At 26.3% G+C, this 13,163-nt stretch carries 13 protein-coding genes; 4 read left to right on the forward strand and 9 right to left on the reverse strand.

Annotated features, from left to right (window positions below; genetic code table 11):
• Positions 1-341 precede the first annotated feature (341 nt).
• The gene (locus KPL38_RS02600; RefSeq protein WP_216286553.1) at positions 342-1,400 is read left to right on the forward strand and encodes an FAD:protein FMN transferase; all 1,059 of its coding nucleotides are present in this window, start codon (positions 342-344) and stop codon (positions 1,398-1,400) included.
• A gap of 206 nt (positions 1,401-1,606) precedes the next feature.
• Here the strand turns inward: KPL38_RS02600 and KPL38_RS02605 are convergent, their stop codons facing one another.
• Both KPL38_RS02605 and KPL38_RS02610 read right to left on the reverse strand, forming a co-directional pair.
• Positions 1,607-2,986, reverse strand: a complete 1,380-nt coding sequence (locus KPL38_RS02605; RefSeq protein ID WP_216286555.1) for a DUF445 domain-containing protein — start codon at positions 2,984-2,986, stop codon at positions 1,607-1,609.
• A gap of 2 nt (positions 2,987-2,988) precedes the next feature.
• The gene (locus KPL38_RS02610; RefSeq protein ID WP_216286557.1) at positions 2,989-4,185 is read right to left on the reverse strand and encodes a DUF445 domain-containing protein; all 1,197 of its coding nucleotides are present in this window, start codon (positions 4,183-4,185) and stop codon (positions 2,989-2,991) included.
• Between the two features lie 549 nt (positions 4,186-4,734).
• Here KPL38_RS02610 and KPL38_RS02615 point away from each other — a divergent pair.
• Positions 4,735-5,118, forward strand: coding sequence for a NusG domain II-containing protein (locus KPL38_RS02615; protein ID WP_216286559.1), 384 nt, complete (start codon positions 4,735-4,737; stop codon positions 5,116-5,118).
• A gap of 155 nt (positions 5,119-5,273) precedes the next feature.
• On the opposite strand, the gene KPL38_RS02620 is transcribed toward KPL38_RS02615, so the two are convergent.
• Positions 5,274-5,426, reverse strand: coding sequence for a hypothetical protein (locus tag KPL38_RS02620; protein ID WP_216286561.1), 153 nt, complete (start codon positions 5,424-5,426; stop codon positions 5,274-5,276).
• 512 nt (positions 5,427-5,938) lie between these two features.
• Between KPL38_RS02620 and KPL38_RS02625 the strand changes: the two genes are divergently transcribed.
• Complete coding sequence (locus tag KPL38_RS02625) at positions 5,939-6,364, forward strand: hypothetical protein (RefSeq protein ID WP_216286563.1); 426 nt, start codon at positions 5,939-5,941, stop codon at positions 6,362-6,364.
• A gap of 140 nt (positions 6,365-6,504) precedes the next feature.
• Here KPL38_RS02625 and KPL38_RS02630 read toward each other — a convergent pair whose 3' ends face one another.
• Positions 6,505-7,119 (reverse strand): manganese efflux pump, encoded by a 615-nt coding sequence (locus KPL38_RS02630; protein WP_216286565.1) that lies wholly within the window; start codon positions 7,117-7,119, stop codon positions 6,505-6,507.
• 297 nt (positions 7,120-7,416) lie between these two features.
• Here KPL38_RS02630 and KPL38_RS02635 point away from each other — a divergent pair, with 297 nt between their 5' ends.
• On the forward strand, positions 7,417-8,598 hold the full coding sequence (locus KPL38_RS02635) for a cation diffusion facilitator family transporter (RefSeq protein ID WP_216286567.1): 1,182 nt from the start codon (positions 7,417-7,419) through the stop codon (positions 8,596-8,598).
• Positions 8,599-8,665: 67 nt separating this feature from the next.
• Here KPL38_RS02635 and KPL38_RS02640 read toward each other — a convergent pair whose 3' ends face one another.
• The 5 genes from KPL38_RS02640 to KPL38_RS02660 form a co-directional block, all read right to left on the reverse strand.
• Positions 8,666-9,112, reverse strand: coding sequence for an RrF2 family transcriptional regulator (locus tag KPL38_RS02640; protein WP_216286569.1), 447 nt, complete (start codon positions 9,110-9,112; stop codon positions 8,666-8,668).
• Between the two features lie 144 nt (positions 9,113-9,256).
• Positions 9,257-9,556, reverse strand: coding sequence for a hypothetical protein (locus KPL38_RS02645; protein ID WP_216286571.1), 300 nt, complete (start codon positions 9,554-9,556; stop codon positions 9,257-9,259).
• 30 nt (positions 9,557-9,586) lie between these two features.
• Positions 9,587-10,702 (reverse strand): amidase domain-containing protein, encoded by a 1,116-nt coding sequence (locus KPL38_RS02650; RefSeq protein WP_216286585.1) that lies wholly within the window; start codon positions 10,700-10,702, stop codon positions 9,587-9,589.
• Positions 10,703-10,717: 15 nt separating this feature from the next.
• A complete protein-coding gene (locus KPL38_RS02655; RefSeq protein ID WP_216286587.1) occupies positions 10,718-11,653 on the reverse strand; it encodes a M15 family metallopeptidase in 936 nt (311 codons plus the stop codon).
• A 479-nt stretch (positions 11,654-12,132) separates the two neighbouring features.
• Positions 12,133-13,002 (reverse strand): SDR family oxidoreductase, encoded by an 870-nt coding sequence (locus tag KPL38_RS02660; RefSeq protein ID WP_216286590.1) that lies wholly within the window; start codon positions 13,000-13,002, stop codon positions 12,133-12,135.
• Between the last annotated feature and the right edge of the window lie 161 nt (positions 13,003-13,163).

Here is a 13,163-nt window from a genome sequence, read left to right on the forward strand (position 1 = left end):
TAAAATAAAATTTTTTTATGCTTAATATACAATTCTTGATGAAATATACTATTTAAATATCAAATGTATGATAATAAGAGTATAATTATTTTGTACTATAATAGCATGATATTTTTATTTTAAATAATAGCATAAATATTAAGTGGATTATTTGATGTAGGTGATGGAGTAATTAAAGTTCCAGCACTTATTTGTATTTTTAGATTTACTCAAATTAAGGCATATTATAATTTGATATGATATCAATTATATACAATATTATAAAAAAGTAATGTTTATATTAAAATGGTTATGTTAAAATACGTAGAGATATATATTGAATGAAAAATGGAGGATTACTAATGAAAAAAAATGTTTATATAATAGCAGTCTGTGTATTATTTATTTTACCTATTGGATTTTGGTGGGTTAATAGCAGAGTAAATAAACAGATATATGAGAAGAGCTTTATATCAATGGATACATCTATGCAATTAAGTGCCGATGGATCCAACGCAAAAAAAGCAGTTGGTGAAAGTGAAAAAAAGGTAAAAGAACTTAATGATATGGCAAGTTCTACAATAGCTACCAGTGATGTTAGCAAAATTAATAATGCTGCAGGGAAAAAATATGTGAAAGTTCATCCAGAGATAATTAAAATGTTAGTGGCATCACAGAAGTACTCAAAAAAAAGTAATGGAGTATGGGATATCAGTATTGGTCCTCTTGTAAAGTTATGGGGTATAGGTACGGGAACTTCTAAAAAACCTTCGGATGCTAAGATTAAGGAGAGGTTACCACTTATTGGTTATAATAAAATTAAAATAAATGAGAAAAGTAATAGTGTGATGCTTACACAAACAGGAATGGCTATAGATTTAGGAGGTATTGCAAAGGGGTTTGCTATTGATGAAGTAGATAAGATATACCAAACCTATAATATTAAAAATGGTCTAATAAATTTGGGCTCAAGTTCTATTTATGGTATTGGTAAAAATGGAAAAGGCAATTCGTGGTCGGTTGGTATCAAACACCCTAGAAGTTATGATAGTTCTAATTACCTTGGTATTATTAAAATTTCTAATCAAGGAATATCTACATCTGGTGATTATCAGAGATTTTTTATTCAAGATGGTAAAAGATATCATCACATACTTAATGGAGCCACAGGTTACCCAGTGGATAATGGTGTTATGAGTGTTACTGTAGTTGTTGATGAGAGTGTTCCTAATAATGGAATGATAGCAGACATTTTATCATTAACAGTTTTTGGTTTAGGACCAGAAAAGGGAATTAAGTTTATTAATAGTATTCCAAAAGCTTCATGTATAGTTACTACAACAAATTTTAAAATTTATGCATCATCAGGTTTTAAAGATAAGATATTAGATTTAAATAGTAATTTTAAATTTGCAAATTAGAAGTAACAAAAATTAGTATTAAATCATCTCTTGTGGAGCTATAGCAGCTTCGAAGAAGATGCATCATCTCTGAAAGAGATAAATCATCTCCTTTAGGTCGTTGCAGCGACTTAAGAAGGAGATTTACCCCTCACTTAAGTTTTATTTCTGCTAAGGTAGTTTTCCTCCCACTTATAGAAGTGGGAGACTTTCCTTGTGAAATGTCGTTAAAACTTAAAATTGAATATGTTTGGTAATATTAAATCGTATATTAAATGAGTTACAACAAAAACAACTCCACCAAATAATGCACCTATTATACAACCATTAAGACGAATCCCATGAAGTTCATTTCCTGCTTTTTGTTTTACAAAATTATTTAAGGATTTATCATCCATGTTATTTAACACTTGTTTTACTATCTTACCTACATTTTTATATTTTGATCCCATAAATTCAAATAAATACTGTTTAATATATTGATCTATAATTTTCTTATTAATATAACTATTTTTAAAAACATTCCAATATTTTCCTAAATTAGTTTTTGCCACTGCAATAAAAGATACAATATTTTCATTCCCAGATAAATCGTTTTTTAAATTATTTGTTTTTGGTAAAGCATAATTGTATAAAAACATTTCTTTTGAAGTAATTACTTTTATGACATTTTTAATTATTGTATTTAAATCATCCTGCAATGAGATTTCTTTTAAAGTTGTTGTCTTCCATTTTTCAATATTATTTCTTATTTTATTATCTGTAAGCATTTTATCAAATGATTTTTCTATATTTTTAATCAATTGACAACGCAATAAATCATTTTCATCTTTTAAATTTAAGAGAATTTTATTAATTTGATTTAAAATTGCGTTTACAACATCTAAAGTATTTATTGCATTTACAGATTTTAAAATATTAATAAATTTTTCCATAACAAGACTGTTAGATTCTTTTTTTAAAAAATCATTTGCAAATTTTTTTAATATGTTTTTTCTAGCATCGTCATTAACATAAATTATTAGACTATCTATGAGTTTATTAAACATTTCTTTGAATTCACTATTATTTATCCCATATTCAGTATATTTATCTAAATATACTGAAAAATCGAATACCTCTATTTTTTCTTTCAAATGTGTTTCTAAAAATTTAGCAAGTTTTAAAGTATCGATATTATTTATCTTTTCTTTAAAGTAATCTATTAAAACTTGATATAATTCACTTTTTGTATCTATGTTTCTATTGATAAAGTTAATTAAGCTATCTATTATATTGATTTCTTCAATTTTGTTTTTTAATGCTTTTTTGCTTAGCAACTTATTTTCAACCATATTGCTTACTGCATTTACTATGCTATCTCTATTCTTAGATATTATAGCAGTATGTGATGCTATAATGGGAAGTTTTCCAACTAAAAATGGTTTTTCAAACAATGCAGTTATAGCAAACCAATCTGCTATAGAACCTACTAACGCTGCTTCAATAACAAAACTTAGCATTTCTAGAAGCTCATTGTTTCTAAGATTTATTTTAATAAGAACAGTCATAATGACTAATAATATTAAAACAACAACCGATAAATCTGCTATTTTTTTATTTCTCATATCTATACTCCTATACTAAATTTAATAATGAACATTAAAATACCTACTATGCCGCCAACAAGAGAACCATTAATTCTAATTAGCTGTAAATCATTTCCTACGTTTGATTCAATTAATTCAATTAGCATACCATCGGTATAATTAACGAGATTTTGTTTAACCGTTTTACTTATATTTTGATGTTCTTTATCTATTATTTTATTTATTATATCTTTAAGAAAAACATCTAATTTTTTTAAAATATTTGAATTTTCATCTAAATTAATAAGTTTATTTTTAATAATAAGAAAAATTGTATCATATAAATTATTATCTTTCATTAGACCTATAATTGAATTTTTTAACATTTTATTTATAAATTCTTCAACTTTAACATTTTGTAACAATTCCATTTTCCACTTTTCAATTTTAATTTTAAAATTGGAATTATTTTTATAATCATTTAGATTAGCATTTATCCACTTTTTTAGTATTAATCGGTTTTCATCATCATTATTTTTCATATTAATTAAATATTTTCCAATATTATCATTTGCATCAATTGCTAAATCTTTATTATTGCCTTTAAATCTATCAATAATTTTTTTCCTTAAGTTTCCGTGCTCATAAGAGGAGCGTGTTTTATCTATAAAGTTAATAAGTATATTTTTAAAATCATTTGTTTGAGAATACAATATTAATTCATCTAAGATAAAATTAAAAACTTTATCTTCATATTCAGTTTTTAAAGAAATATCTATAATAGAAACAATATATTTATGTATATCTAACTTTTTTAGAATACTTATAATAAAAGCAGAAAAATCTGCTTTTATATCTTTGCTACTTATTTTATCTAAATTATTTTCAATCATTAATTTAAGTGATGATTTTATCTTTTCTAATTCAGTATTATTATTTAATACTTCAACAACTAGTTTTGAAGTATTATACCTATTAAGTAATTTTTTTAAAGTTTCTTTAGTTAATAATTCTTCACTTACCATGTTAGATAATCCGTCAAAAATCTTTTGCTTATTTTTAGGAATTGTTCTTTTTAGTAATTTGTTAATGCCCCACCAATCCGCAAAGCCACCAATCATAGATGCACAACTTCCACTATAAATAAGACCTCCTATGAAAGTATTGTGAAACGGGTAACTAATGACATAAATAACTGAGGCTAATATTAATATTAATGTTGCTTTATAATGATTCACTTTATTAAACCCACTTTCTTTACATGATTTATATTAAACATGATTTATTGTATTTTTATCTTCAATTTATATTATATCATTTTGTTAAATTTAAGAATAGCAACATTTGGTTTCAAATGTCAAAGCAAATTTTTAATCAAATCGCAAAGTAATAATAATATTTATAATATTATAACAATCAAATAAGAATTAATACAATATAGAATTGATACGTTAGTTATAAAAAGCAGTAAAAGTTTATTTATTATATTTAGTTTATATAAACTAATGAATTATTATATCATTCAAAATAATATTAAACAGACTTATTATCCCAAATTAAGTTTAATTAATACATGTTTATTTTGCAGTGTTAATATTATTGTGTTCGTTTATAGTATTGGTAGCTAATCTGATTATGTACTTATATAACTAATATGGTGTTATAGTAGTTTAGAAGAGATTTTTACTGAAAATAACAAAAGATATTAATTTATATATTTATAAGTTATAATAAATAAGTTATGTCATAACTGGTTAAACATATATAATTATCAAAGGAGTGTATATATGAAAAAAGGAGATAAAATTGTAGCAATATTGGTAATTAGTTTAGTTTTAATAAGTAGCATTGGTACATTTTTTTTCAAACAATATGTTAAAAGTAATCATAATTTTGCTATTATTAAACTTGATGGAAAAATAATTCAAACTATAGATCTTAATGCTGTTAAAACGCAAAAGGAATGGAAGGTTTACGATAAAACAGGAAATTATAATTTAATTGAAATACTTCCAGGTAAAATACGAGTTAAAGATGCTGATTGTACGGGTAAAATATGTGTAAAAGAGGGTTGGGTCTCGCAGTCTGGACAGATGTTAGTATGCCTCCCACATAAATTAATAATTAATATTCAAGGGAAAAACAATACAGTTGATAGTGTGGTTCGTTAGAAACTATGGGCTAAACTAGGGTAGTTATCCTCTCACTTATAGAAGTGGGAGACTTTCCTTGTGAAATGTCGTAAAATAAAAAAGCACACTGAATATCTAGAACATAATAAAATCCAATTAAAAACAGAGTATTAGATAAATCTAATACTCTGTTTTTAATTGGATTTATAGTTATTAAGATACTCTTCAAACGAATCATATATTAATGTGTTTGTTGGTTTTGATTCTTTCTTAGCATAAGGTATAATTCCATCAGCTAATTTTTTAGTGGATATATCTTTCAGTGCTCCTGTTATAATATTAATCACCTCAACTCAATATATTTATTATAACACAAAATCTGTAATTTATAAAGAAGATAACCTTTACAAAACATGATTTATAGCCTTTATTAAGGATAATCCATAATAAAGGCTTTTGCATAAAAAGAAGTCCAATCAAAAGATTGAACTTCTTTAATATATTTTAGCTACCGTCCGGTTATAGTACAGTGCTACATTTATAGTATATGCAATTATATTATAAATGTGCAATCTTTTATTTATATATATATGTTTTCATTACCGAATTGTATCTTTATAGTATAAATACTATCATGTTTTTATGTTATTATATGTAAAAAGTTAAAGAATATTTACATATAATAATATCGAGAGTAGAAAAAGGTGTCTTTTTTATTTTGTATGAATAGTCTAATAGAAGAATATATAATGCAAGCGTTGTATATATATTTAAGGCATAGATATAACAAAAGCATTAATAATGTACAAGCAATTGTTTTTATTGAATAGAACAAAGGTTTATATGGGGGGTGAATGTGATGAATTGGAAAGAAGAATTGGTGCTACAATTCAGGAATATGACTATTGATAGAAATATTATTAGCAATTCAATTCAAAATTTTGTTGATGTATTTAATAATAATCTAGATAAATATAATATAAAAAATATTAGAGCATCAACTGATTCAAATGAATATATAGACATAAAGAATTATAAAAAAGTAGAAATTAAATATTCAGACAGTAATGTTACTTTTATTTTATATAATAAAGAGGGGGTTAAACAAAATATATCGATTAAGTTAAGTATTGCTAAAAAAGTGGGGGGATACTTTCTTCAGTATATTAATACAGAAGAACGTAATCCAAAATTGAAAGCATTTATAGACGAAAATACTATTGATGGAATTTTACAAGATTTATTTGAATTAAATGAAGAAGTAATATCTGTAAATGAAAAATAATTATTTAAGAGCATCCAATTGGGTGCTCTTTGCTATAGTATTATAATTTAATTTATTTCTAGTATGTTGTATTATTTTAATTAATTGTTCTGTAGTCACATTATAAATTCGTGTTTTTTTATTTATAACAATGGATGATATCAGTTTATAAATTCAATTATACCAAGTAGTATTAGCAATATTCCTGAAAATAAGGGTGCATATTTACCAAGAATTTTGCCTAAAACATGATTACCTGCAGCTACACCAAATATAATTGCTATAATACTTAATATAAATGTAGATAAGACTGTGATTTGAATACTAACTCCTGTTATACTTGCAGCTATTCCTGTTCCTAAGTTATTAAAGGTCAATCCTAATGCAATAAGAAGAGCTTCATTTATGCTTATGTCACCAGAGTTATCCATATCTGATTTTTCAGCATATTCAATCATGTCAGTTATATCTTTTAATGCGAGTTCTTTTGATTTAGTGTTATTAATAAGTTTTATTATGCTTTGAGTTACAAAATATAGTCCTAAAATAATAATTACTAAAGCACCTAAACTATTAGCTATGGAGTGAGGCAAAAGTTTTGATATATACGATCCAACTAACATTGATAAAAATGTTGCTGTAGAAGTCACGATTGCTATTATAAAATTTGCAATTATTCCTATCTTTACTTTTTTTATTCCGTAAGCTATTCCAATAACCAAGTTATCTAAATTAGAGGATAAGCTAAATGATAATGCACATAAAATTAACACCATATAGGTTCTCCCTTTTTATCATTTACATTTTAATATATGGAGTAAAAACTTATATGGTGACTAAACATTTGCCAAAATGCGTTTATATAAAGATATATTTGCAAAAATTTGTTGAAAAATAGTTTATAAATTTATGTAGATGGTAATGAAACTGAATTATTAATATTAATACTTAAATTGAAAAATATACAGAGCAATAACTGCTCTTGTTGCATAATAATAGTATTAGACTTAATTATTTTAAATAATTTATATTGTTATAACTAACCAATAATATTTAATTAGGAGGTTCATTCTATGAAATCTATATTTGATTTTATAATAAAAAAATTCGTTAAAAATTATTCGGATGTAGGTTCACAAGTGGTAAGGCAATCATATGGATGGTTAGGTGGCATAGTGGGATTTATTATCAACACGACAATACTTATTTTAGAACTTATTGTAGGTGTTTTCTTAAATAGTATATCTATTACAGCAGACGCTGTACATAATTTAACGGATGCAGTATCGTCTTTAATTACTATTTTAAGCTTCAAGCTAGCTAATCGTCCGGCTGACACGAAACATCCATTTGGATATGGTAGAGTGGAGTACATTACTTCATTGTTATTTTCATTATCTATTTTTTTTGTGGGATATGAATTTTTAAGAAGTTCTATAGGTAGAGTTCTTCAACCGGTAAGTATTCCATTTAATATGGGATCATTTTTGCTAATGTTATTAGCACTTCCTCTTCAAATTTTTCTTAATCGTTTTACTAAATATATTGGGATTGCTATCAACTCTTCAGCTTTAAAAGCATCAGCATTAGAATCTTTTACTGATATACTTGTATTATCAATGGTAACTAGTTCACTACTTATCACAAGGTTCACAACTTTTCCTGTAGATGGGTATGCAGGCATAATAGTATCCTTGTTTATACTACATTCAGGATTCGCACTCTGCAAAGAAACATTAGATTATATATTGGGAAAAGCTCCTGATAAGCAATTAGTAAAAAATATCTACACCCAAGTTTTAAGTTATAAATATATTACTGGAGTACATGATTTAATTATTCATAATTACGGACCAGGAAGATACATGGTTTCGCTACATGCAGAAGTACCTTGTGATATTCCTGTAATGCAAATTCATGATGTTATTGATAAGATAGAAAAAGAAGTAGGCGAGAAGCTAAACTTATATCTAGTTATTCATATGGATCCTTTTAAAAGTAATAGTCCAGATGTGATTTATTTAAAAAAACGATTAAATAAAGAACTATCTATAATAAAAGGAATTCAATCAATACATGATTTTAGGGTAGTAGGGGACGTTGAGGCAAAAACATTGATTTTTGACGTAGTTGTAGATAAATCATACTATAATGAAAAATCGAAAATAAATATTCTTATGAAAATAGAAGCAGGAGTTAAAAATATTTCATCACAATATCGATGTATAGTAACAATGGATAAAGATTATTACTAAGAAAAAGTTAATAAAATAAAATAAAGAATAATAACATTTAGATTATCTAAGTGTTATTATTCTTTATTTAAATTATGAAGTCTAAGGTATATTCTGAATTAAGACTTTTATATTTTTCTACAAGATCTTCTAATGTAACAGAATCCATAACTTTATTAATTTGTTCATTAACTTCTTGCCATACTAGAGTGTTTATACAAACTTTAATGGTTTTATCAAGGCCTAAAACACCATCGTCATCTCCAGTAATATTTAAGTCACCTTCAAGTATTCTTAAAACTTCACCTACCGTAATCTTTGAAGCTTCTCTTGATAATGTATAACCACCTTGTGATCCTCTTGCACTTTTTACAAGTTTAGCTTTTCTAAGTATTGAGAAAACTTGTTCTAAATAATTTTCTGAAATTGCCTGTCTTTCGGCAATAATTTTTAAGGGTATATAGTCCCCAAATGAATGAACTGCAATATCAACCATTGCTCTTAAACCGTATCTTCCTTTAGTAGAAATATTCATGGTTTGTTAATTCTCCTTATCTATACTAAAAAATATATATAACAAATATAGTATTATTTTTTCACTGAACTAAATAATACTATATTGAAATGAATAAGTCAACTTAAGACATTATCTCTTATAAAATAATGGGTAGGATAATTATTAGATGTTCTCAAATTCATTTAACGTTTTTATCTTATTTTCAACTTTTATTTTATCACTTCTTATATTATCTAATTGTTGAATTAATTTTTTATTTTCAACTTTTATAGTTTTTGTAGAAGCATGTTGTAAACCACTTTCAGCAAGTTCTAAGGTGTATTGTATTTCTTGTTCTAGTTTGCTTTTATAAGTATCCTCAAATTCCTTTTCTACTTCAGTAAGTTCTTCATTTAACGTTGTTTTCATACTGTCAATAACTTGTCTTGTAACTTCCGATTTAATTTGTTCTTCAGTTTTCATATGTTTTCTCCTTTTATTATTTATTATTTATTAATAATGAACTCTAATTAACCAAAATTTGATATTTTTATCACTCCATCCAAGATCCCAAGGAACTTTACTTCTATCTGAATTATGACAACTAACCAAAGAGTAGCCTCTTGAATCAACCCCTGTAACCACAGATATATGAGTAATATCATTCTTTTTTTCATAAGCAACAAAGTCGCCAGGTAATAGTTTATAACTTGCTTTATACACTTTATCATAACTGCCATAAGCAATTGTTGATGCTCTGCCACTATAGTTCATATAATTTTTAAAGCTATCTGCGTTTAGCCAAGCTTTTGTTGCCCCGTTTTTGTCATAATTCCATGCAGAATTTTTTTTGAAATTAGCGCCTTCAAAAAGAATTTGGGATGCAAAATTTGCACAATCTCCGCCTTTAGGATTATAATCTCTATATTTTTTGTTGTACTTATATTTATATTCCGCTAAACTAGCAGCACCACAATATTTATCGGCATATTCTGAAGCTTTTATCCTCCTTTGGCTTAATGTGGATAAATCTCTTGAACTTTGCGATAATATATATTTTTTTATAGAATCTGCTTTAATATTTCCTAAGTCTAATGAATTAGCAAAAGGATCCTTATACCATTCTTTTGAAATAACCAAAGAATGGTCTTTATTCATAAGTTGTAAATTGTGATAAGTGCCAATTCTTGAAGTGTTTTGGACTTCAGGATGATCTTCATATACATACTTATATTCTGTAGAACACAGTAGGTAAACTGAAAAGTTATTATCATTATTTCTGATTTTTTTTACTAAAACTGTTGGCGTGATGCTAATAAATTTAACACCCTGTTTTTGCGCCCAATTATTAATGTAATCCATCTTTCTTTTTTCATATTCGTATGCCCAAGTTCCATATTTTGTGTCCATATTATAAAGTGATTGTATTAATTTTAAATCACCACTTAATATAGCTTTGTTTCTTTTTAGAAAAATTTGATCGATATAACTTGTAACTTCCTTCTTTTCTTCATCTGTAACAGCGTATGTAGAGCTAGCTGTACATATTTGTATCGTTATAAGAAGTATGATAAATATAAAAAACCGAGTAACATATGATTGTGATTTTTTCGCTTTGCAAAAATTCATAATATTATACTCCTATTATTTTATTGACTTGTTTATTTTTTCTATGACATTTTTTATATTATTTTGTTGTAATGGGGCACCTTCATACCATTGCTTTTTAGAATTTATATTATTTGTGAAATATCGTGCTTTTAAAATAATTTCTGGCCTATATTCAAAATGTAGTATGTCAAAGTGTGACCATTTACCTCCCCAAACAAAATTATTAGCCTCAAAAACTTTTACTAATTCATTAGAATATGAGGCCAACCTTTTTTCACCTTCTTCCTTAGAGGCCCATTTCCAATAATCTCTTTTATCACTAGCTAGATCTATAGCAATTCCATATGAATGAGGACTTAATCGACCTGTGCCAGAAATTACGCGATAATTGAAAGTACCACTACAAGGGAAAAGACATTTCCTAATATTTGGACTTTTTTCAGACATAGGTAACAATTGTTTCATAACAGATTGGAGAGAAATTGCTGCTCCGCTGCTACTATTAAATTGGTAATTGTGATAACAAACATTAACTTTTGTAAGTTGCGATTCTATTGTTTGTCTCGAAACACCATAAACTTCTGATAATAATCCATAATTACGACATCGACCAGGATCGAAATTTTTCAACATAATTTTTTTAATATCTGTGAGCGGATAGAGTTGATCTAGTGTGTCTTGAATGTCTGGATTTGTTAATTTTTCTTGTGTATTCTTTTGCTTTTTATCATCATAAATCAATTTTTTTCCTGATTTCATTATTAGAAAAACATAATCATTATTTTGCTCAATATTTGCAATATATTCAGGATAAGCTAACATTAAACATAACAAGTCTTGTTTCATTGTTACATTGTACTTATGAGCGTTTTTTTCATTATTAGTAACATCTAAAGCAGGAGCAATTGCTGAATTCCATATATTAAGAAGTAAACTAATAATAAGTGTGAAAGTAAAAAGTTTTTTCATAATAATATTCTCCTCCTAAAAAAAATCAAAACTGTTACTAAAAATATAAACATTTTACAAAAATACAATTACTTTTTAATAATATATTTATTATATAATATTGCCTATGAACTATTAATATATGTGTGGATATATTAACAAGATTAGTATGACTATTTCCAATAATAATTTTATAATACGAATTATTTATAAATATTTTTAAAAATATTTTTTGAAAATTAACTCTAGAGCTATATTTATAATAGCTCTAGAGTTAAAGATAATTTTGAATAATAAGTGAAGTAATAAAAATAGTTCTATGATTAAGTTCATTAATGGACATTACAAAATAGTAAAAGATTATGTTTTGGAATATATATGATTTTAAATTGTTCAACTAAACATAAACAGGCATCATAAAATACCTGTTTATGCAATATGTCTTAATTTTTTAGAAATGAAAGAAAAACTAAATATAGAAAGCATAAGTTTACCTAGTTCTAACCGTTTATAACAGTACCACCATTCACATGAATAGTCTCACCACTTATATAAGAGGCACCTTCAGAAGCTAAGAATACATAAGTTTCACAGAGCTCAACAGGTTGACCTGGCCTTCCCATGGGTGTATTACTACCAAATTTGCCGACTTCAACAGCACTAAAGGAAGATGGTATAAGTGGTGTCCATATAGGACCTGGAGCAACTGCATTTACCCGTATTTTCCTGCTTTGAAGGGAAAGTGATAAAGAACGAGTAAAAGTAACTATTGCTCCCTTAGTCGATGAGTAATCAATTAAAGTCTCGTGTCCTTTATATGCTGTAATTGAAGAGGTATTTATAATTACGGCGTTTTCTTTCAAATGTGGTAATGCTGCCTTTACCATATAAAACATTCCAAAAATATTAGTTTTAAAAGTTCTTTCTAATTGCTGTTTTGTAATGTCTTCAATACTATTTTGAGGATGTTGTTCGCCAGCATTATTCAAAAGAATATCTATTTTTTTTAATTCATTTATTGTTTTATTTATAGCATTTTTGCAAAAAATATCGTCACCTATATCACCAGGTATCAAGATACATTTTCTACCCTTTGCTTGAATAAGTTTTTTTGTATTTTCTGCATCTTCATGTTCATTAAGATAAACTATCGCTATATCGGCGCCTTCTCTAGCATATGCAAGAGCAATTGCTTTACCGATGCCACTATCGCCACCGGTTATTAAAGCAACTTTGTTTAGCAATTTGTCAGAACCTATGCAATTTGGATTATCAAAAATAGGTTTTGGGTTCATTAACGATTCTAAACCAGGTTGTTTATTTTGTTCTTGTTCCGGTACATTCATTGGAAAATTAAAGATTTTGTTCATACAATACCTCCTTATGTAAATATGATAGTGTTAACACTATCTTTGTTTTATTTATTTAAGACCCTGCAATTGCAAGGATTGTAGCTGTTTTTAAGAAAAAAAACAATGACCCCCTCTTTCTGGTATAATTGTTGTATCTAACTCAACAAAAATTCCCGAAA

This window comes from Clostridium psychrophilum (assembly GCF_018861705.1).
Taxonomy (GTDB): Bacteria; Bacillota; Clostridia; order Clostridiales; family Clostridiaceae; genus Clostridium_AD; species Clostridium_AD psychrophilum.